The organism is Pantoea sp. C1E2 (genome assembly GCF_056491465.1).
Genome location: NZ_JBSZHT010000002.1, coordinates 1,843,183 through 1,862,417, shown reverse-complemented (window position 1 = coordinate 1,862,417; position 19,235 = coordinate 1,843,183). Strand labels below are relative to the sequence as shown.

The 19,235-nt window shown below is 51.4% G+C and carries 31 protein-coding genes and 4 tRNA genes; 14 read left to right on the top strand and 21 right to left on the bottom strand.

All coding sequences use genetic code 11. The features are described 5' to 3' along the window. Positions 1 to 74: 74 nt before the first annotated feature. From ACXI0A_RS09030 to ACXI0A_RS08965, 14 genes are all read right to left on the bottom strand, one after another. Positions 75 to 150 (bottom strand) — tRNA-Arg (locus ACXI0A_RS09030). A 141-nt stretch (positions 151 to 291) separates the two neighbouring features. After that, positions 292 to 690, bottom strand: coding sequence for an antiterminator Q family protein (locus tag ACXI0A_RS09025; protein WP_479485228.1), 399 nt, complete (start codon positions 688 to 690; stop codon positions 292 to 294). Positions 691 to 713: 23 nt separating this feature from the next. Continuing rightward, positions 714 to 1,718, bottom strand: a complete 1,005-nt coding sequence (locus tag ACXI0A_RS09020; protein ID WP_479485227.1) for a DUF968 domain-containing protein — start codon at positions 1,716 to 1,718, stop codon at positions 714 to 716. After that, a complete protein-coding gene (locus tag ACXI0A_RS09015; RefSeq protein ID WP_479485226.1) occupies positions 1,715 to 2,080 on the bottom strand; it encodes a RusA family crossover junction endodeoxyribonuclease in 366 nt (121 codons plus the stop codon). The genes ACXI0A_RS09020 and ACXI0A_RS09015 overlap by 4 nt, the downstream gene beginning before the upstream one ends. A gap of 8 nt (positions 2,081 to 2,088) precedes the next feature. Further along, the gene (locus tag ACXI0A_RS09010) at positions 2,089 to 2,844 is read right to left on the bottom strand and encodes a hypothetical protein (RefSeq protein ID WP_479485288.1); all 756 of its coding nucleotides are present in this window, start codon (positions 2,842 to 2,844) and stop codon (positions 2,089 to 2,091) included. Next, the gene (locus tag ACXI0A_RS09005; RefSeq protein WP_479485225.1) at positions 2,841 to 3,308 is read right to left on the bottom strand and encodes a VUT family protein; all 468 of its coding nucleotides are present in this window, start codon (positions 3,306 to 3,308) and stop codon (positions 2,841 to 2,843) included. Before ACXI0A_RS09005 ends, ACXI0A_RS09010 begins: the two co-directional genes overlap by 4 nt. Next, on the bottom strand, positions 3,305 to 3,931 hold the full coding sequence (locus ACXI0A_RS09000) for an MT-A70 family methyltransferase (protein WP_479485224.1): 627 nt from the start codon (positions 3,929 to 3,931) through the stop codon (positions 3,305 to 3,307). Before ACXI0A_RS09000 ends, ACXI0A_RS09005 begins: the two co-directional genes overlap by 4 nt. Next, positions 3,931 to 4,764: a ParB/RepB/Spo0J family partition protein gene (locus ACXI0A_RS08995; RefSeq protein ID WP_479485223.1), complete on the bottom strand. Its 834-nt coding sequence runs from the start codon at positions 4,762 to 4,764 to the stop codon at positions 3,931 to 3,933. The genes ACXI0A_RS09000 and ACXI0A_RS08995 overlap by 1 nt, the downstream gene beginning before the upstream one ends. Next, positions 4,761 to 4,883, bottom strand: a complete 123-nt coding sequence (locus ACXI0A_RS08990; protein ID WP_479485222.1) for a hypothetical protein — start codon at positions 4,881 to 4,883, stop codon at positions 4,761 to 4,763. The genes ACXI0A_RS08995 and ACXI0A_RS08990 overlap by 4 nt, the downstream gene beginning before the upstream one ends. After that, a complete protein-coding gene (locus tag ACXI0A_RS08985; RefSeq protein WP_479485221.1) occupies positions 4,880 to 5,290 on the bottom strand; it encodes a MarR family transcriptional regulator in 411 nt (136 codons plus the stop codon). The genes ACXI0A_RS08990 and ACXI0A_RS08985 overlap by 4 nt, the downstream gene beginning before the upstream one ends. Positions 5,291 to 5,292: 2 nt before the next feature. Continuing rightward, positions 5,293 to 6,270, bottom strand: a complete 978-nt coding sequence (locus ACXI0A_RS08980; RefSeq protein ID WP_479485220.1) for a hypothetical protein — start codon at positions 6,268 to 6,270, stop codon at positions 5,293 to 5,295. Continuing rightward, positions 6,263 to 6,442 carry a DUF4222 domain-containing protein gene (locus tag ACXI0A_RS08975; RefSeq protein WP_479485219.1) on the bottom strand — a complete coding sequence of 60 codons (180 nt, stop codon included), beginning with the start codon at positions 6,440 to 6,442 and terminating at the stop codon, positions 6,263 to 6,265. The genes ACXI0A_RS08980 and ACXI0A_RS08975 overlap by 8 nt, the downstream gene beginning before the upstream one ends. 267 nt (positions 6,443 to 6,709) lie before the next feature. Next, positions 6,710 to 7,243 (bottom strand): YmfL family putative regulatory protein, encoded by a 534-nt coding sequence (locus tag ACXI0A_RS08970; protein ID WP_479485218.1) that lies wholly within the window; start codon positions 7,241 to 7,243, stop codon positions 6,710 to 6,712. A 31-nt stretch (positions 7,244 to 7,274) separates the two neighbouring features. Then, the gene (locus ACXI0A_RS08965) at positions 7,275 to 7,505 is read right to left on the bottom strand and encodes a transcriptional regulator (protein ID WP_134160974.1); all 231 of its coding nucleotides are present in this window, start codon (positions 7,503 to 7,505) and stop codon (positions 7,275 to 7,277) included. 112 nt (positions 7,506 to 7,617) lie between these two features. On the opposite strand from ACXI0A_RS08965, the gene ACXI0A_RS08960 reads away from it, so the two are divergent. The 13 genes from ACXI0A_RS08960 to ACXI0A_RS08900 all read left to right on the top strand — a co-directional run bounded on the left by ACXI0A_RS08960 (position 7,618) and on the right by ACXI0A_RS08900 (position 14,118). Beyond that, positions 7,618 to 8,337, top strand: a complete 720-nt coding sequence (locus ACXI0A_RS08960; protein ID WP_479485217.1) for a LexA family transcriptional regulator — start codon at positions 7,618 to 7,620, stop codon at positions 8,335 to 8,337. Positions 8,338 to 8,915: 578 nt separating this feature from the next. Next, positions 8,916 to 9,455, top strand: a complete 540-nt coding sequence (locus ACXI0A_RS08955; protein ID WP_479485216.1) for an HD family hydrolase — start codon at positions 8,916 to 8,918, stop codon at positions 9,453 to 9,455. Then, positions 9,418 to 9,600: a DUF1317 family protein gene (locus ACXI0A_RS08950; protein WP_479485287.1), complete on the top strand. Its 183-nt coding sequence runs from the start codon at positions 9,418 to 9,420 to the stop codon at positions 9,598 to 9,600. The genes ACXI0A_RS08955 and ACXI0A_RS08950 overlap by 38 nt, the downstream gene beginning before the upstream one ends. A 10-nt stretch (positions 9,601 to 9,610) precedes the next feature. Further along, complete coding sequence (locus ACXI0A_RS08945; protein WP_479485215.1) at positions 9,611 to 10,057, top strand: hypothetical protein; 447 nt, start codon at positions 9,611 to 9,613, stop codon at positions 10,055 to 10,057. Next, positions 10,050 to 10,316, top strand: a complete 267-nt coding sequence (locus ACXI0A_RS08940; protein WP_479485214.1) for a DUF7446 family protein — start codon at positions 10,050 to 10,052, stop codon at positions 10,314 to 10,316. Before ACXI0A_RS08945 ends, ACXI0A_RS08940 begins: the two co-directional genes overlap by 8 nt. Then, positions 10,313 to 10,798: a hypothetical protein gene (locus ACXI0A_RS08935; RefSeq protein ID WP_479485213.1), complete on the top strand. Its 486-nt coding sequence runs from the start codon at positions 10,313 to 10,315 to the stop codon at positions 10,796 to 10,798. Before ACXI0A_RS08940 ends, ACXI0A_RS08935 begins: the two co-directional genes overlap by 4 nt. Next, complete coding sequence (locus ACXI0A_RS08930) at positions 10,798 to 11,214, top strand: hypothetical protein (protein ID WP_479485212.1); 417 nt, start codon at positions 10,798 to 10,800, stop codon at positions 11,212 to 11,214. The genes ACXI0A_RS08935 and ACXI0A_RS08930 overlap by 1 nt, the downstream gene beginning before the upstream one ends. Then, the gene (locus ACXI0A_RS08925) at positions 11,207 to 11,899 is read left to right on the top strand and encodes an ASCH domain-containing protein (protein WP_479485211.1); all 693 of its coding nucleotides are present in this window, start codon (positions 11,207 to 11,209) and stop codon (positions 11,897 to 11,899) included. Before ACXI0A_RS08930 ends, ACXI0A_RS08925 begins: the two co-directional genes overlap by 8 nt. Further along, a complete protein-coding gene (locus tag ACXI0A_RS08920; RefSeq protein WP_479485210.1) occupies positions 11,900 to 12,244 on the top strand; it encodes a hypothetical protein in 345 nt (114 codons plus the stop codon). After that, entirely contained in the window at positions 12,234 to 12,488 is a 255-nt protein-coding gene (locus ACXI0A_RS08915) for a hypothetical protein (RefSeq protein ID WP_479485209.1), read from the top strand. The genes ACXI0A_RS08920 and ACXI0A_RS08915 overlap by 11 nt, the downstream gene beginning before the upstream one ends. Further along, on the top strand, positions 12,488 to 12,826 hold the full coding sequence (locus ACXI0A_RS08910) for a hypothetical protein (RefSeq protein WP_479485208.1): 339 nt from the start codon (positions 12,488 to 12,490) through the stop codon (positions 12,824 to 12,826). The genes ACXI0A_RS08915 and ACXI0A_RS08910 overlap by 1 nt, the downstream gene beginning before the upstream one ends. A gap of 45 nt (positions 12,827 to 12,871) precedes the next feature. Further along, positions 12,872 to 13,096 (top strand): DUF4224 domain-containing protein, encoded by a 225-nt coding sequence (locus ACXI0A_RS08905; RefSeq protein ID WP_100702660.1) that lies wholly within the window; start codon positions 12,872 to 12,874, stop codon positions 13,094 to 13,096. Continuing rightward, complete coding sequence (locus ACXI0A_RS08900; protein ID WP_479485207.1) at positions 13,096 to 14,118, top strand: tyrosine-type recombinase/integrase; 1,023 nt, start codon at positions 13,096 to 13,098, stop codon at positions 14,116 to 14,118. Before ACXI0A_RS08905 ends, ACXI0A_RS08900 begins: the two co-directional genes overlap by 1 nt. Positions 14,119 to 14,231: 113 nt before the next feature. On the opposite strand, the gene ACXI0A_RS08895 is transcribed toward ACXI0A_RS08900, so the two are convergent. From ACXI0A_RS08895 to uvrY, 6 genes are all read right to left on the bottom strand, one after another. Then, positions 14,232 to 14,317: transfer RNA gene (locus ACXI0A_RS08895), tRNA-Leu, on the bottom strand. Positions 14,318 to 14,328: 11 nt separating this feature from the next. Further along, positions 14,329 to 14,402: transfer RNA gene (locus ACXI0A_RS08890), tRNA-Cys, on the bottom strand. A gap of 42 nt (positions 14,403 to 14,444) precedes the next feature. Next, positions 14,445 to 14,520 (bottom strand) — tRNA-Gly (locus ACXI0A_RS08885). Positions 14,521 to 14,787: 267 nt separating this feature from the next. Next, entirely contained in the window at positions 14,788 to 15,336 is a 549-nt protein-coding gene (gene pgsA, locus ACXI0A_RS08880; RefSeq protein WP_160868253.1) for a CDP-diacylglycerol--glycerol-3-phosphate 3-phosphatidyltransferase, read from the bottom strand. A gap of 68 nt (positions 15,337 to 15,404) precedes the next feature. Continuing rightward, positions 15,405 to 17,237 (bottom strand): excinuclease ABC subunit UvrC, encoded by a 1,833-nt coding sequence (uvrC, locus tag ACXI0A_RS08875; RefSeq protein ID WP_476149305.1) that lies wholly within the window; start codon positions 17,235 to 17,237, stop codon positions 15,405 to 15,407. Next, a complete protein-coding gene (uvrY, locus tag ACXI0A_RS08870; RefSeq protein ID WP_034820300.1) occupies positions 17,230 to 17,889 on the bottom strand; it encodes a UvrY/SirA/GacA family response regulator transcription factor in 660 nt (219 codons plus the stop codon). Before uvrY ends, uvrC begins: the two co-directional genes overlap by 8 nt. A gap of 430 nt (positions 17,890 to 18,319) precedes the next feature. On the opposite strand from uvrY, the gene ACXI0A_RS08865 reads away from it, so the two are divergent. Further along, a complete protein-coding gene (locus tag ACXI0A_RS08865; protein ID WP_200571684.1) occupies positions 18,320 to 18,547 on the top strand; it encodes a DUF2594 family protein in 228 nt (75 codons plus the stop codon). Positions 18,548 to 18,578: 31 nt separating this feature from the next. Here ACXI0A_RS08865 and ACXI0A_RS08860 read toward each other — a convergent pair whose 3' ends face one another. Then, the gene (locus ACXI0A_RS08860) at positions 18,579 to 19,190 is read right to left on the bottom strand and encodes an acyl-homoserine-lactone synthase (protein ID WP_476151104.1); all 612 of its coding nucleotides are present in this window, start codon (positions 19,188 to 19,190) and stop codon (positions 18,579 to 18,581) included. Positions 19,191 to 19,235: the final 45 nt, after the last annotated feature.

The following is a 19,235-nucleotide window of genomic DNA, read 5'->3' as shown; positions in this document are numbered from 1 at the left end:
GATAGTTTCTTGCCCCGTCGAGCACAGGGTTAAGCTGATCTCACGCAATCGCAAAACTGCGCAATTTTGAAGTTTGGCGCGCCATCGGGGATTCGAACCCCGAACCAGCGGATTAGAACTCCGATGCTCTATCCGTTGAGCTAATGGCACAAATAAAAACGCCCGATAGCTGGTAAGGCTTCGGGCGCTTGAGTCACTCACATGTTATGCAACTGAATCTTGATAGTAAGCAGTACATCGTAGTACCGAGGCTTATCACATTATCAGTATTTTTACGTACGTAAACATTTTTCAAGCAGTGGCTTTGAAATCTTCTATCCGAACATAACGGTCCATCTGGAGAGGAATATCCAGCATCATCAGCATGCCATCAACCACCCCCTCAGCCTTCTGAAGCTTTTTGCCAATATGCCCGTCTGAACACTTATGCATACGTGCCAGTTCCATGAAGGTTTTACCGAAAACGTAATAATCGAAAAGCAGGTCGTGAAGGTCTTCGTTATTTTTTCGCAGTTTAGCGATGCAGCTGCACAGCACCATGGCGTCATCATCACAGCATGACTGGCGGGACTTTACTTTTGATGGGATTAGACCACTGAATCCAGCCGCAACTGAATACCAGTAAACTTCTTCTTTGTTGCTGGATACCCAAGCGCCCCAGCGCTCAAGTACAACCTGAATATCACGCATATTAATTCCTCCACGCTTTAATTTTACCCGACCACGCCGACTGCAATCGAGTGATCGAGGAACCTGACCAGCAGCTCTAACTGACTGCCGTGTTTTTCTTCAAATGCCCTCATGTCCCGGTGCAGTTCATCGTGATGCGCCCTGCAAAGCGGTATCACAAATAAATCATGCGCCTTCGTTCCCATTCCCCCTTGTCCATGCCCTATGATGTGGTGCGGATCGTCTGATGGCTTACGGCAACAGGCGCATGGCTGCGCTTTGACCCACCGAGTGTACTTCTCGTTGCTCCAGCGCAGGCGCTTTGGTCGCGCCATGTATGACTGTGGTGATTCCGGGTCGATGCCGATGGTCAGCACCTGCTTAACCACCTCTGCCGCTTCCTGAATCATTTGCTGAGCCGATGGTGTCGGGTCTATCCACGCTTCAGGCATTGGCCCTGTTGCAACCACTGGCTTTGGCATGCGCAGAACGCGGCGGGCATGTGATTCCGGTATCAGGTCGATAACGTCATTCAGGCAGGCCCACCAGCACAGCTCTGGCAGCGTCATCTGATGGTCTGAACCTAACCCCATCTGGATGCATGCTGACTCGATAATCCACTGAGACAGATTGCCCACTGCTACTGATTCCAGGATACCAGGTACACCGTTCAAACGACAGTGATTGTCACAGGAATAACACAGGCAAAGTGAACCTGAATCGGTCCGCAAGGTAGTGTAATCGTGGTGATGAAAAGAATCTTTTTCCCGGTACTGGCAGGACCTGATTTTTTGCACCCACGCATCATGAAGTTCCCATCCACCAGCGGCTTTGATCACTCTGTCGTCAGCGAAGAGAGTTTTCAGGCTGGCATCGTCCAGCAGTGGCTGGCTGCTCGAATTAACCAGTCCTGTAGGTAGGTGTGACATGTCACGTGGGATTGTGCAGATAAGCACGCGCTCACGGAACATCGGTATCAGATCGCTACCAGGCTTGAGCAGTACGATGCCGGTTTTGTTGGCAACGTCAGGTGTGAGTATCGCCCTCATGCCGCCACCGCCTGATACTCAGTGATCGTAATCTCGGTCTTGCCCTTTTTGGTTATTGGGCCCCACTCCACGAAGACGCGTTTAATCTGTTTATCGTCCAGCCACACGCCAGCATGTGTCAGGCTGTCGAATGCTGCTTTCAGGTAGTTATCCAAATCACGCGAGCGCTTGTCTGGCGGGTAAAGTATCACTGTAACAGCCACGCTAACGGTAATCGGTTGAGGTCTGCGTTTCAGTTGCTCATACACCGCGCCAATAGCGTTGGATCGGAAAGAGCGCCCGGAGGCGCTGATTAATACTCCCTTCCTGGTATTTCTCCAGTAGGTGTTTACGGATGGAGGGAATGGCAGTGTTAATTTCATCGGTTCTCCTAGACCGCCAATGGCAGTTGAATGCTGAACCGGTCACGTTGCTCGCAGTAATCGAGAGAGCCGGGGCTGTTGTGTGATTCGATACGCTCAACCATCAGGGCGGCGCGGGTCTCTTTTGAGGCTGGCGCATAAGCACCTTTCCACGCTTTGTCGATACCGATGTTTCTGGCAACGTTGGTGCTGTCGGCGCTGGCAAGGGGGAGATTCGTGAAAATTTCCGGATTGAGCATGCGAAGTCCATGCAGTTTCGCAATAGGCTGACCATTGCCGTCGGTGACATGGCGAATCAGGTCTTTCATACGGGTCACGGAGCGAATCGGCGTTCTCACGTCATATTCACCACAACTCCCAATTGCAACGCGTGGGTATTCATTGCATAGACGGATAAAGCGCTCGTCACTCTCGTTCATGTGCCATACAGGAACGCCGTAGAAATCGCCGTGTGGCCATTCATCAAGCAGAGCCTCATTCTCTGCCTCACCGCCGTCGATAACGTCAGGGATGATTGCGAAATCAAAGCCAGGGTGATTCTTCCAGCGCGCTACGAAGTCGTAATAGTCAGCCCAGTCGATTTTGTTCCGGCCGGCTGCTTTCCACGCTGTGAACGCGCCATTGTCCAAAGCAAACGACTGACAGTACTCAGCGGCGAGATTAATCTGGCTCGCGTGGGCAAAAGAGATAAACGCGTGACGGGCTTTCCATGCGCGAATGGCGCACGTATCAGGTGTGATTGGGCCACCATGGTAATGGATCATTTCTTCACTCCCTTCAGCAGCCAGCTCCAGATTGCGCCACCAGCGGTTTTGCATATGAACTGCGCAGCGACAATAACCGGCAGGAACGCGCCAAACGCAATCAGTGGGAAGATGACAGAATCAACGGCAGCGGCGGCTACGTTCCCGGCGTTGGACTTCTTCAGCCATGGCTTATCAATCAGCCACTGATAGACCAGCGCGTTTACCAGTGCAGCTGCAACGAAGGCGATCATTGATGCGATGGCGATGATCCCCGATGTCGGGTTAATCGCGTAGCTGATGACACCTGCGAGTGCTGAAAGGAACAGTGAGCGCGCCAGACCATAGCGTTCGTGCAATATGTCGCGCAGGACCATATCCAAACCAACCAGGAAGAAAGCGTTGATCGGCGTTACAGATGGCCCGAAGTGGGCCACCAGCAAATTGGCTGCGCAAATAGCCGCAACATAGACAAATGGAATCATGCCACCCTCCCGGCGATCAGTTGCACGCTGCTGTCACACTGGTTGCCCCAGCAATCCCAGCCCTCGGCGGCGGTTCGCGCAAACAGCTCAATGCGGGACACGTCACCATAAAGTTGCTCAAGACGGTTTCTCACTTCCCACGGCTTCGCGCTGTGCTCTCCAAGGCAGGAGTAAACAACCTGCTTAACCGATGCGCTGGCGCGTTCCAGTCCTGTTCCGCGTGTCGCTATCAGCACATCCTCAGTGTTGCTGCGGGTGTGGTTGCCGCCGTTCATGCGGGTCTCTGCGTTAAGCATGTCCAGCAGGTCGGTGAAGTCGTGAATGGTCTGGTTCTCCAGCGCGCGGTTTACGCGCTGCTCTGCCAGCTGGTTCAGCTTCACCCAGGTAAAGCCCTTCATGGTGCGGACGCGATAGCCCCATGCTTCAGCCAGTTCGCGTGCCTCCTGGTTGTGTGTTCCGGTGTACCACATAGCCAGTACCGAATTTTCAGTACCCAAATCCCATACTGGCAGGCGCTTAAGGTCTGCCATGGTCATGGTCTGATAGTGGTCAGTGGCAGCACCATTGCTGATGCTGTTGTTATATGTCCATGGAGGATCGGCGTAGATGAGTTGGTATTGCATTACGCGCCCTCCCCGTTCAGATAATGGTCTTTGGCTTCTTTGATAATTGCCATGGCTTCCAGCGCCTGAAGGCCTGTTTCGAAGTCGAGGGTGATGGCGAAAGTCTCTTCTGCCAACTCTGCTTCACAGTTCTTGGCGATCAACTCCAGCAGTTTGCGCATTTTAGTCGCGCTGAATTGCGGCATTGCGGCGGTGCGGGTCAGTCTCTTCTTGCCGCTGGCCTTGGCCTTTGCCAGTCCCTCTGCAGCAATGGTTCCGGCTTTGGCTCCATGCTCGCGGGATAGTGCAACGGCTGTGGTTGCGGCGACTTCGTTACGCTTCACCATGCCAATCAACTCATCACCGCTAGCCAGCAATGCGAGGTGCTGATCGACGTCTGCAACGGATCGCTTCACTTTCTTCGCGATTTCCGCTGGCTCCCATCCCTGATTGCTCATGCGCTGGTAAGCTGCTGCGCGTTCCAGTGGCTCCAGCGCTCGGCCCTGACTGCTGGTCACCATGAAGGCGATGCGTTCGCCCTCGTTGCCAACGAAATCTTTGCACTCCAGGCGAATGTCATGGCCTGCTTCCTGCGCCAGCTTCGCGCCATGCCAGCGGTGGTGGCCGTCGATAATCTTCACGCCCTGCTCTGTCACCTGAACGGTCAGCGGCGGGATGTGCTCACCGGAAATGAACGCATCGCGAAATTCTTCGACGTGGGTCTGGTCGATGTCCCGGACGTTGTAGCCCGGTTCGATGTACAGCTCATCAACGCCCAGCAGGTAGGTTTTACGTACCGTGATGTTGGTGTTGCTGTCTTCTTTGTTTTTGTAGACCTGAAGTAAATTGCTCATGCTCTGTGAAACTCCCACGCCAGATAAATAGTCAAACTGATGGTTGCCAGAATCGAAACTCGTGCGCCGATGTAAAACTCTGCGTTGCGCTTGAAGTGCGCTTTGATGGAGGTGATCATGATGCTTTCCCCCTCACGCAGAACGGGTCAGGCGATGGCTTTGGGTCTTTGAGACGTGCCATTTCGACACAAACATTTCCCTTGATGCGGGCCTTCTCTCGAAGTCCTGGCTTTTCTGTACAGTGCTGCGCTTCTTGCCAGACGTTAGCGGCCCGGTTCCAAAGGTTTCGCTCCTGCAGGCTGTAAGCCACATCGCAAAGTGACAGATACTGCTCATCACCATTGCCCGCCGCCTCAGCTGTGTAGTACTGCGCCTCGGCATCGCGCCAGATATCACCAACAGCGACCATTGCAGGCAGCGCGGTTTTCACTGTGCTGGGTGTGCGGCCTATCGCTGCAGCGATTTGTGCCGGGGTGTGTCCGGGATGGTTCATCAGGTGAATGATGATCAGGGTCTCTGTATTCATGGTTAAGCCCCCTTCCAGCCGTCAGGAATTTCATAGTCAGTGCTTGCCGTATCGTTGACGTTGCGCTGCCCACCAGCAGGGCTGAGCTTGATTGAGAGTTCATCCCACTTCTCACGCAGCTTTGATGGGCTCAAAACGTTACGGCACCAGAAGGGGTCGCGCTGCACTCTGCTGAACAACTCGCAAATCTGACGATGAGTACGGCCATCACGGCTGCACATCAGGCGAACTTCGTTTGCCCAGTCAGCCCAGTTCGGCTCTTTAGGCTTACTGACTTCGCCATCAGTTTCAGCGGCCTTCTCGTACATGCTGGAGATGCGTGACCAAATCCACTTGGCGCAGGTCAGGTCTTCTTCCGATCCCCACTGGCGCTTAGAAGTGTTTTTAACTGCCGCATCTGGATAAGGATCACTCGACTCGTCTGGTTTCGCAGAAACCGGACTAAGAGGTTTAATAGTCTGTAAGTTACAGTCTGTATTACAGTCTGTATAAAGATAGGATTCCGTGACTTCGCGGTTTCCAAGATTACGCGGCTTCGCGGTTTCCATTCCGTGAAAGTGCGGTTTCGATTCCGCATCTTCACGGTTTCCATTCCGCGATTTGATAGTCTTTTTCTTTTCAGGGAAAACTGCCGAAATCAATTTTTCGCCATTGATACGATAGTGCTTGGTTGGCGTGCCATTGACCTTACGAGAGCAAGTTTCAATTGCGTCAGGAAGATATTTGGTGATGATCTTTTTAACCAAACGTTCGGTCTGATCCTCACTCAACTCGCCTGCCTCATCGCCCAGCTCATTGTGGCTTTTATAAAACCATCCATCCGCATCACCATGCGCAGACCAAAAAACGAGATTACTCAACACAGCTGAAAGCGCATGTGCCTGCTGATCGCCACTGAAAAACTTCAGGTACGGCCGTGGCAGTACGATCACGTTCTTTTGTCCTGACATTGCTTGCACAACATCAAATGTTTTACTCATGAGGTGCCTCTACTTCCCTAAAGTCGCGCTTGAACTGATGCAGAGGGCAGAAGCACTCGCCATGTTCGTAATTTTTGCGAAGGTAGATAACGCGGTTTGATTCAGGCTCCCAGCGGATAACGCGCACTGGTATGCCTCTTCCATCAGTGAACCAGCGGTCAATGATTCGCATTGCTTGGCCTCCGGTTTACGGTAAAAGTCATTCCACGCCGTTTGCACTACCATCGGCTCAGCTGGCTGGTAGTTGTTCGCTCCACCAGCCACAGGTATGATCTGCTCATACCGAATGCCGCTACCCTCCACGCGACACCGGAATTGCAAGACTGGTCTTGTATGCTTTATGCTTGACATATCGTTGTTTCTCCACGCTGGACGATTTGACGATGCCGAACGCTCTGGTCTGCAAACCGGGGCGTTCAACTTTTCTGCTGTACTCAATTCACACCTCACCCGACTGAACCTGCATGCCCGCCACTTCCACCTTGCGGGTTGCCATGAACATATCCACGTTGTGTTCTGTGACGCTTGCGCCATACAGCGCTAGGAAGCCAAAGAAGCCGTGCATCTGGTGACGAATCTTTTGTTGGAATAAACCGGAGAGCTGTTTCAGCTCTTGCTTGTCGATCACGCCATCAGCTGCAGCTTCTTGCTTAGCAATCGCCAGTTGGCCAGCAGCTGCGTGAGAGCGCATTTCGATGTCGAACAGATCGACTTTGTCCACGCTCTGTACTGAAGCGATGTCCACCAGCGTTAAGCCGCGGCGATTAGCGAAGTACTCAGCCAGATGGTTGCTTTTGGACAGGTCTTCCATCTGCTGCAACTCATCCAGGGTGAAGAAGCGGCTACCACACTTGCGGTACAGGTGGTTATGGAACTGATCGATAGTCATTCCCATGTCTGAAGCCATACCCAGGCGACCGTAAGGGTGTGCTTTACACATCAGGCGTATTGCTATGTTGATGGTGTCTACCATTTTGTTTTCCCTAAGGTAGTTATGGTGGTTGTTAAACTTGCTTAAGATCTGCCATGCCATCAGATGGGCTTGGGTAGATGTCTGGCCTTAATTCATGAGGTGTTACCCCAGTAACCTGAAAGATGCTGATTACTCGCTCTGCTGGAACCATCCCCGCAGAACGGCTTTGCCAGTAACTTACGGTCATTGGAGAAACGCCAAGCTTTAAAGCCAATGCGCGGGCTGAGCCTGCAGCTTCAATAGCTTTGGTTAATGCTTCCATCGTTCATCTCCGGTTTATATTCGACACAGACATTAAACAATAAGTTTATATGTCCGTCAACTTTTGGTTTATAGATTCGTATAAACATAACGTTTACAATCTGGGCTGGTAAATGAACGGTGCGATGATGTTTATGAGCAAGGCAAATAGACTGGATGAACTTCTCCAGGTGACAGGTTTTAGCAAGGCGCATCTCGCAAGGATTGCAGAGGTTTCCCCACAGGCGGTGAACAACTGGTTCAAGCGCGGTGAGATGGGTAAAGATTCTGCTATTAAAATTTCTGCCGCCACGCAGCTGCCTCTCTCTTGGTTGCTTGGCGAGGATGAAGAATTAGCCGTTATGCCACCCGACTACAATCCAGATGAAGTGAGCACCTCGTCTCTAATACCTTCTGAGGCTGATGTGGTCGGAGAGATGCGTGACGGACTTATCCCTGTGATAGGAGATGCCGTTTTGGGAATGGACGGTTTGATAGACATGATGGAGTTTCATGCGGGCTGGCTGAGAATTTACAGCGACGACAAGTCAGCTTACGGCGTGAGAGTTCGCGGCGATAGCATGTGGCCACGCATTCAGTCTGGCGAGTTCGTTGTTATCGAGCCAGGAACAAAAGTGGCTCCGGGCGATGAGGTGTTCATTAGAACTAAAGATGGTCACAACATGATAAAAATCCTGAATTTCAACAGAACGGGCGATTATCAGTTCACCAGCATCAACAATGACCACAAGCCATTCACGCTTACAGCTGATCAGGTAGATAAGATTCATTTCGTATCAGGGATAATCAAAGCAACGCGCTTCATCTCTGCTGATGATGTAGCTAAAGAGTAAAACCACCTCTAAAAAATTTAGCCGGCAAAAGCCGGTTTTTTTTGTGCCTGAAATCCGGCAAGGTAAAAATCATTCGCTATAAACAAAATATTTATCAACCTTTGGTTGACGTGTTTATAAACATATAGTTTAATCAAGTCATCGGATGGATGCCGACTGATGTAGAAAGCTGTGTTGTGTAGAGATATTGATCCAGTTAGGCGGTTGCTCCGGGGCTTTCACCCTTATCAGGAGAGTGAAGATAATGTTCGACCGGAGTAACCACTCCTTTTTCACAACGTTGAGAGCATTTGGCGGGCGTAAATGGTCGCGCCACAGAGGCGCTATGCGCTCGCGGAGAACTGATACCAACTTTCATGCGGTCAGTTGGTGCTTCAAGTCTAAGTCACCTCTCTGGACCTTGTCAGTTCGCCCAGAGCACCGGGAGGCACCCGGCACCGCAATACCTTTCATAGCGTGGAGTTAACCGGCTGCAGGTTTTGCAGAACCTGCCAGCCAATTTTATGAATCCCTCAGTGATTTATTGCCATCAACGGCAAGGGATTCGTGCAAACAAAAAACAGCGTGGAGGTCATTTAATGACTTGGATTTGCACCAACAGCCAGAAGCACTTCAGCTTCGTTGATCCGGTTCGTGAAGCTATCTGCATTGAAGATATCGCATGTGCATTGTCGAACATCTGCCGTTTCACTGGTCACCTCGATCAGTTCTACAGCGTTGCTCAGCACTCAGTGCTTTGCAGCAAGCTGGTTCCGGCTAAATTCGCCTTCGAAGCACTCATGCACGATGCAGCTGAGGCTTACATCAACGATATCGCTGCTCCACTTAAGGCGATGCTTCCCGACTACAAAGCGATTGAACACCGGGTTGAGATGGCAGTTCGCCACAACTTCAATATCCCGGTCCGTATGTCCGAATGCGTTAAGCACGCTGACATGGTGATGTTGGCTACCGAGCGCCGTGACTTCGACCTGGACGACGGCACCGTGTGGCCTTGCCTGGAAGGTATCACCCCCGCTGAGTTTGTCATCTTCCCACTGACGCCAAAGCAGGCGCGTGCGGAGTTCCTCAACCGTTTTGATGAGCTGTGGAGAGAGCACAATGAAACATCCGCGTGATCACATCGTAGTGGGCATCATCACCCTGCCCTACAGCATCATTTTGGCGGGTTGGATCATGCCTGACGGCTCTGTAATCCATAACCCTGTTGCAGCGCAGAACGCAGCTGAGCGTCTCAATAGCGCTCACCGTACAGTTCACTGAGGCCACCAGCATGACTAACCAACAATCAAACAAAGAGCTGGTGAAAGCAGGTCACGCATTCGCAGCTGCTATGAGCATGGATACTCCAATCATCGTGATCGCAAAGATGGTGACCGAACTGGCTAACCGTCTTGATGTGTCCAATGCCCGCGCAAATGTGATGGCTGCTGAAGTGCTGCGTATTAACAGCGTGCTGCCAGACGCCATTACTGCGCTGCAGAAAGCTGGCTCTGATGTCGACCTGATCGACGAAATCAATGTTGCCCTGGCTACTCCCGCAAGTGATCAGTGGATTCGTGTAATGCGCGGTGAAGCACTGGCAGAAGCACGCCGGATGTTAACCGTGCAAGGCAACCATAAGCAGCCTGGTATCTCTCACGCCATCAACATTATCTCTCAGATGGAAATGGATTTGCTCCGCTCACGTACTCATTTGCAGGTGGTGAACAATGCCTAATAAAAAGATGATCGCAGCCAGCGCCCTAACTGGAACAATTTATCAAGGCACTGTTAATCCTGATCGTGGCGTTTGGGTAGGCAATAAAACGGATGTGACTGACCAAGTTGTTCGCGCCATGGCAGATCACATGAACACCCTAGGCAAAGATTATTGCTTTGAAACTCGTGACGGGAAGTTCGCCGTTATCAGATTCACTATGCATAACGAAATGCCTGAAGATTTCGCGGCGAATGCAGCTAAGGATGGCGAGCAATGAAAATCTCTGAAATCGAAATGCAGGGCCTACTCAGCGGCAAGTGCATTCCCGGTGACATGAAGGTTAACGAGAGCCTTCCAGCCTATCTGGTTCGCAAGTTCTCTGAATTGCACCTGCAGCAGGAAGCCACCGAAGCACTGATGCTGGCTATGCGTGATGATTCGCGTGAGTCGCGTTCGAAGCTGGAGTTGGTGGTGGCGGAGAACGTGGCACTGAAAGAGAGTCGCAAGCGGTTGGGAGAATTCATCCTTGAAGAGATCGATGCTGACTACCCTCTAAATATGGATGTAAAAACCCCAGCTACTGATGCCATGGTCAATGAGATTCGCGCTGAAGGTGTCGAGTTGTTTGCTGATGACTTGCGGCGCCAACAAGCATTTACTCACTCTGAACATCACCATACTCGATTAGGCCGTGAAGCTGTCGCCGCTGAGAAGTTCGCCAACCAACTCCGCGCCGATGCAACTAAGGATGGTGAGTGATGGCTACCAAAAATGAACGCCTGGAACATGCCAACCAACTCATTCAGGTTATCTCAGCACACGGGCGGCGGTTCTTCTATAACGACAGCACCGAGATGACTTCTAAGCTGCTTGTCGATAAGCGCGGTCGTGTTTGGTTCCTTGATGATTACACGCTGAAGTGGGTTTTCACGCACAAAACCACCTGGACTAACAAATGGCGTGGTTTCTCTCACGGTGGAACCCTTCGCGGGCTAGTTGAAATGATGCGGGACTACATCATCCACGGCACCCAAATCCATCCCTACTATCTGGGTATGGAGCGCCGCAACGTCTATGACGGCAATATCTGGGGCTACTCAGACGATGCAATCAAAGCAGTTCGTGAACAGGCATCACTTTTGCCAATAATTGCAGAGGTGAAAAGCCATGCGTGAACGTCCAATCATCTTTAACAGCGAAATGGTTCGTGCAGTTATGGAAGGCAGGAAGGTGCAGACGCGCCGGATCATGAAGGTGCAGCCGGAATCAAATCAGTACGGCTTATTGCGCATCACTGATTCAACTAAACGCAGCGATATCGGCAAATACCATTGGGGTGAGTCGAATGCCTGCGGGAACCACGTCCGTTCTAAGTTGTTCTCTTGCCCGTTCGGTGCAGTAGGTGATCGCCTGTGGGTGCGTGAGAACTTCTTCGAGCATGGTCACTGGCAAGGTGGCGGTTATGACCCTGAAGATTCTTATTTCGTTAGCGACAAACAGGTGCTTTATCCAGCTGATGGCGTCAAGCGTCCTGCACAGCGCACACGGGAAGACTTCTGGCGCTCTCGTCCATCCATCCACATGCCGCGCTGGGCTTCCCGCATAACGCTGGAGATTACCAATGTTGGATTGCAGCGCCTCCAGTCCATCAGTCAGAACGATGCAGTTCGCGAAGGGTTGGTAACCCTTCCAGCCAGTGGCCGCTACTGCATTAATCAGGGCGATCAGCATTTCGGCGGTGCAAGCCATGATGCACGCGAGGTGTTTTCCTGGTTGTGGTCATCCATCTACGGAGAGGAAAGCTGGCAGGCTAACCCATTCGTATGGGTGATCGAGTTTAAGCGCGTGGAGGGTGAGTGAATGGAAGATTTTGAAAGTTTACTTGAAGCCAGATTGGCAGATGCCACTCACAACTTCCACCAGCAACTCATGGCGGCTGAGAAACGAAATGGCGCTAGGCTTTTGGCGGCAGAGAACGCTCTGCATGTTGCATTAAAGAGCAAGCCATTCACTGAATGGCGGGATGGTATCTACCGCATCACCGAAATATCCCCAATGGTAAAGCGATATGAGTGGGCCAATTTCAAATCCGGAAAGTGTGGTAGCGGTGAAATCCGGGAGAAGCATGGATTAAAGGCCTTTCGTGAGTGTCACTTAAATCTCGACCCGGCACACTACAAAAAGGAGCCAACCAATGAACAGTAACCAGCTGCTGACTAAAGCTGAAATCCACCAGCGCTTAGATGATCTGGTTGGTGATGCGCATAAGTTCGCTTGCTCACTCGACCTTGGTGATGACCGTATAGAAGCGTTTGAGTTGTATGAAGCGCTGCGCCGACTTCAACGCCGTGGCGCTGCCAGCCAGATGCTGGCGGCTACCAACCCGCTTTTAGCCTTCGGTGGTAATGACGAAGAGGAGGATGACGACTGGGACGAGGACGACGACTAATGGCAATGTCGCCCACCGAACGCAAAGCAGCGCAGCGGGCACGTCAGGCCGCTGCCGGTGAAACAAAGGTTGAACTGGTACTTGATGCCGAAGAGCTGCAAATGCTCGATTACGATTGCTCTCAACGCCGTCCAGGTCGTGAGCCATACAGCCGGGAAGAGCTGGTGTCGCTCATGATTCGCAAGTATCACGCAGAGCTACTGGCTACGCAGGAAGAATTGAGCAAGCGCAACTGCGACAGGTGTGGTGATCAACTGCCGGTGCAGGATTGCTGCCTTAAAACTGAAGATGCCTGTTGGTGCCGCCTTGGGTGGCACGAAACCAAAATAACCCTGTGACATGTCACAGCAATTAACGCCTGTTGCAGCAGGCAAAGCGTGGAGATGGCTATGCAGAACGACATAATTTCCGATGCTGACATCGAAAAATTAACCGGCTACAAGATTCCTTCGAAACAGTGCAATTGCCTAAAGCAGGCTGGCATCTTCTTCGTTGTGAGACGTGATGGCCGTCCAAGAACAACCTGGCAGCACTTTAACGATCCGATCACTCATCGCAAAGTGGCTGAGCAGGAAACCCATGAACCAAACTTTGGCGCGCTTGATTAATGGCAAGAACAAGAAAAAACACTGAAGACGCATGGATGCCGCCGCGAGTTTATCGCGGACGTTCAGCTTACGAGTTCCACCCTAAGAATGGCGGCGCTATTCGCCTATGCAGCCTTGATGCCGTGCAGTCAAAGGTTTGGGCCGCGTATGAAGCGTTGATCAACGAAATTCCCGACGACAAGCTTTTAGCATCGCTTGCTGACCGTTTCTTTAAGTCGGCAGATTTCTTTGAGTTGGCGCGGGAAACACAGAAGGACTACCTCAAGTATTCCAAAAACGTTTTATCAGTCTTTGGTGCCATGCCTTCTGATGCGATCAAGCCTGAGCACGTCAGGAAGTACATGGACAAGCGCGGATTGAAAAGCCGTGTCCAGGCTAATCGTGAGAAGGCATTTATGTCCCGTATGTATCGTTGGGGATATGAGCGCGGCATGGTGAAGGGGAATCCTACAAAGGGCGTGAAGAAGTTCAAAGAGGAGTCTCGTGACCGCTACGTCACAGATGCGGAATATCAGGCACTGTATTCGTGTGCGCCGGATATCGTAAAGATCGCAATGGAGCTGGCTTATTTGTGCTGTGCCAGACAGGCGGACGTGCTTTCCATGAAAAAAAGCCAAATCATGGAAGAAGGTATTTTGATAAAGCAGAGCAAAACAAGCGTAGCGCAAATTAAAGGCTGGTCCCCTCGCCTAACTGCTGTAATTAACATGGCGGGAGAGCTAAACCTCAAGCCTGGCATGAGCAGTATATTCATCATCCATCAGCCTAATGGTTCGGGATATACGCGCGATGGTTTTAACAGCCGCTGGAGTGCAGCGCGTGAAGAGGCTCGTATTAAATTCCCAGAACTACTTTTTGATTTCACCTTCCACGATCTGAAAGCAAAAGGTGTGTCCGACCTTGAAGGTGATCTTTATGAGAAGAGAGCCATTACCGGGCATAAGAACGTCGAACAAACCGCAGCATACGACCGCAAGATTGTTGTTGTTCCGGTAGTCGGTGGTCAGAAAAAGAGCTTCTGATATTAGGAAGTGATATTAGGAAATAAATTGTGGGCAACAAAAAACCGCCCTTGGGCGGTCACGACATTGCTTATATTGCTTTGTTTTAATTCGTTTTTATTTACTACTGAATATGGTGCCCGGGGCGGGACTTGAACCCGCACAGCCATAAGCCGAGGGATTTTAAATCCCTTGTGTCTACCGATTTCACCACCCGGGCAGGGTATAAATTGGAGGCGCGTCCCGGAGTCGAACCGAGGTAGACGGATTTGCAATCCGTTGCATGGCCACTCTGCCAACGCGCCTTTATTCTGATATGTCATCCGTTAAGAACGGATGACTAAATTTGGAGCGGGAAACGAGACTCGAACTCGCGACCCCGACCTTGGCAAGGTCGTGCTCTACCAACTGAGCTATTCCCGCATAATCTTCGTCTTTCAATTTACTTCTGCGTTAGCTTACTTCACTCACACAGGTCACTTACTGAAGTAAGATCTCTGTGATTCGCTCAGTTGCCGCCTTGCTGCAAACTGAAATACTCGATTCTTTAACTGACCGAACTCGCTGATTTTATTCAGCTTCTTGCAGATTCGCTGCCGTTCGATGCGATGCATTCTACTTATCTGACGCAATGAGTCAATAGAATTATCCACACACTGCGTCCGTTTGCTGCTTTTTAAATCGTATCGATCAGCTATCGAGCAAATCACCGCGTGCGGCGCTCAGATACTGGAACATAGACCAGAAGGTCAGCACCGCGGCGATATACAGCGCCACCACGCCCACGCCAACCACAGTGGCATCTGGACGCCACAGCAAGGCGAACAGTGAGAACATCTGCGCCGTGGTCTTCACTTTGCCAATCCATGAAACAGCCACGCTGCTGCGCTTGCCAATCTCCGCCATCCACTCACGCAAGGCAGAGATAATAATTTCGCGCGCAATCATGGTGGCTGCCGGTAAGGTAATCCACCAGGCGTGGAAATACTCGGCGACCAGCACCAGTGCAATCGCAACCATGACTTTGTCAGCCACGGGATCAAGGAAGGCGCCAAAACGTGTGGTTTGCTTCCAGCGGCGGGCAAGAAAACCATCAAACCAGTCAGTTACGGCGGCAACCACAAAGATCAATGCGGTGGCAAAAGGTGCCCAGTAAAAGGGCAGATAAAATGCCAGCACAAAGAATGGAATCAGTACAACTCGGAACAGGGTAAGACACGTCGGAATGTTAAATTGCATATGCCAGTAACTGTCTGGTGTGAGTAGAATTTAACGTATGTTCCTACATTGCCCCCCCTGTTTCAATGCTAGTGTTTCAGCGAGTAGTAGATTTTTTCCGCCAGCGCGAAGGAAATCCCCGGCACTTTAGCAATCTCGTCCACGCTGGCATTCATCAGAGGTTGCAGGCCCCCCATATACTTAAGCAGCTGTTGACGCCGTTTTGGCCCTACCCCTTCAATGCTTTCCAGCGCGCTGGTGTTCTTCACTTTCGCGCGTTTTTTCCTGTGACCCGAAATTGCATGATTGTGAGAGTCATCACGAATATGTTGAATCACATGCAGCGCAGGCGAGTCCGGCGGCAACGAAACGCCCTCGCCCTCCGCTTCAAAGAACAGCGTTTCCAGCCCCGCTTTACGGTCAGTGCCTTTCGCCACGCCCAACAAGATGGGACGGTCTTTATCCCAGGGCACATCCAGCTCCGCGAACACCTGTTTCGCCTGCGCCAGCTGACCTTTGCCGCCATCGATGATGATCACATCAGGAATTTTGTCTTCTTCCAGCGCTTTACCATAGCGACGGCGTAACACCTGATTCATCGCGGCGTAATCATCGCCTGGCGTGATGCCTTCAATGTTGTAGCGACGATAATCGGAACGCAGCGGACCATCGCGATTGAACACCACACATGAGGCAATCGTCTGCTCACCCATGGTGTGACTGATGTCGAAGCACTCCATGCGTTTGATGATATCGAGTTCGAGAAACACCGCCAGCGCCGCCAGGCGTTGCTGAATGGTGGAGTGCTGAGACAGTTTCGTGGTCAAGGCGCTGGCAGCATTGGTGCGCGCCAGTTTAAGGTAACGCGCACGGTCGCCACGCGGCTTGCTTTGAATATTCACCTTGCGCCCGGCGAGTTCACTCAATGAATCTGCCAGTAACTCACGTTCGGGAAGGCTGAAGTCCAGCAGAATATCGGCCGGCAAGGTGCGTGCTTCGCTGCCCTGCAGGTAAAACTGGCCGACGAAGGTTTGCACCACTTCGGTAAGATCGGTATCGGCAGGTACTTTCGGAAAGTAGCTGCGGCTGCCCAGCACTTTGCCCTGTCGAATAAACAGCACATGCAGACAGGCCATACCGGCATCGAATGCCACGCCCATCACATCAAGATCATCGCCCTGATTGGAAACAAACTGCTTCTCGGTGACGCGTCGCACCGCCTGAATCTGATCGCGCAGACGCGCCGCCTCTTCGAAGCGCAATCCATAACTGGCTTCTTCCATGCGTTTGACCAGTTGAGTGATCACTTGATCATCTTTACCGGCGAGAAACAGCCGCACGTAATCCGTCTGCTGTGCATACTCTTCTTCGCTGACCAGACCTGCAACGCACGGCCCAAGGCAACGGCCAATCTGATACTGTAAACAGGGACGAGAACGGTTGCGATAAACACTGTTTTCACATTGTCGAATCGGGAAAACTTTCTGCAACAGCGCCAGGGTTTCACGCACCGCATAGCCATTGGGGAAAGGACCAAAGTACTCCCCTTTCGCGTGTTTGGCACCACGATGCATCGCCAGTCGCGGATGTGTATCCGCACTCAGGAAAATATAAGGGTAGGATTTATCATCGCGTAACAGCACGTTGTAGCGAGGCTGATAGAGCTTGATGTAATTGTGCTCAAGCAACAAAGCTTCAGTTTCGGTGTGGGTCACCGTCACGTCGATGTTTTGGATGTTACTGACCAGGACTTCGGTTTTGCGGCTGCCCACCTGTGTACGGAAGTAGCTGGTCAGGCGCTTTTTAAGGTCTTTCGCTTTGCCCACATAGATCACTGTGCCTGTCGCGTCATACATACGGTAGACGCCGGGCTGACTGGTCACGGTGCTGAGAAAGGCTTTAGAATTGAAAACGTCACTCACTACTGATTAACGGCTCCGCATTATACAGACCATGTCGAATGGCCAGGTGCGTTAACTCTACGTCGCCACTGATATTCAGCTTACTGAACATGCGATAGCGATAGCTGTTAACGGTTTTCGGGCTGAGATTAAGCTGCTCGGAAATTTCCGTCACCTTTTGCCCTCGGGTGATCATCAGCATAATCTGCAATTCCCTTTCCGACAAACAGCTAAACGGTGATTCGGCTTTTTGCGGCTCGATTTGGCTGAGAGCCATTTGTTGGGCGATATCGGATGCGATATAGCGCTGCCCAGAGTGCACCGAACGAATCGCACTGACCACTTCCTGCGGGGCCGCACCTTTACTCAGATAACCCGCCGCACCGGCTTGCATCACTTTTGCTGGCAGCGGATTTTCGGTATGGATGGTCAGCATAATGATGCGGATGTCAGGATTGAAGCGCACAATTTTGCGCGTCGCTTCCAGTCCACCGATGCCAGGCATATTCATGTCCATCAGCACTACGTCAACCGGATTGCTGCGGCACCATTTCACCGCATCTTCACCACAAGCCACTTCCCCGGCAATTACCAATCCCTTCATATCTTCCAGTATGCGGCGAATACCGGCGCGTACCAGTTCATGGTCATCAACAAGAAGCAGACTGATCAACGGGACATACTCCGCAGGTTAGTGAGGGGAAAAATATATTTCAGGAGGGCCATCTTACCGGGTTTACCGGGGAAAAAACATCTGGTTACGCAGATAAATCCCAAATGAAATGACGCATATCAAATAGAGGTCAATCCCAGATATTTTTTGAGTAAAATGCATTACCATGCAAGAATTAAAATGTGAAATTGTGACTAATATCATTATGTTATAATTTATAATCTTTTTATCGATCGTCAGGCGCTCGGTAATAAAAATAACGTCATCACCTGTTTTTTCCTGCCTGTAAATAGCGCAAACATCCCTTTAATGTTGGTTTAATCTTCACCGCTTCGCCTGGGATAAATTCATCCGCCAACCATATGATATACTCTGTTTTTTACACACAGGTATTGTGTCAACATTCAGTAACACCACCAAGGAGTCAATGATGAGTGATGAAGACTTTTCAACATCGCAGGATACCCAGGCGCTGGCCGACGAAGTGGCTTGCCTGAAAATGATGGTGACGCTGATTCTGAAAGGAATGGGTCAGGCGGATGCCGGTAAGGTGATCATTAACATGGAGCGCTATGTGCAGAGCGCGTTAGTGGATAAACCGCAGGCGGAAGTGTTCAGTAACACGATTCGTCAGATTAAAACCGCCTACCGTCAGTAAGCGGCCAAGCCCCGCGCAGCGCGCGGGGTGATCAACTGTGCGACTGCCAGTTCACAGAAACACCCAGTGATGGCAGCACCTCTTCCGGACTGAAGCGACGTGTACCGCGATACTTATCTGCCAATGCCGGCTGGTGAACCGGAATACGAATGGCAAACAGGTTGTCCTCAGATTGAATTAAACCCGGTGACAAAGGTTCGTACACCACGCCATGCTGCTCAAACATTTTTTCCAGCATCGGTGTCGCCGAACTGATCAAATACTCCATACCGCTGAGTTCTGCCAACTGCACCGAATGCCATAAAATCGTCAGCGGCAGTTCTGCATCCACTTCAAGACGTGCCGAAAAGCGCGACATTTCCCAGACTTTATCCTGATCGAACGGCAGCACCATCCCTTCAGGCACTTCTGGTTCATGCCAGGGCAACAAACGTGCACAGCCGCAAATCCCCTGACGCGCATTCCACGCGATGATCCAGGTGACGTCGGAGCGATCAAAGCGATCGTACTCCTGTCCGGGCGTACTTAAGCGCGGCGGGATTGACCATCCTTCACCCCGCGCAAAAACGCTGTAGCGATAGGTTCCCAATTCTGCCAACAGAGAGGACGGCATATCCTTAAGCTGTGTTTGAATTACTTTCATCATGCGCCCCTGACATCCCCATGTTTGCAATGATTTCTTTGCGCC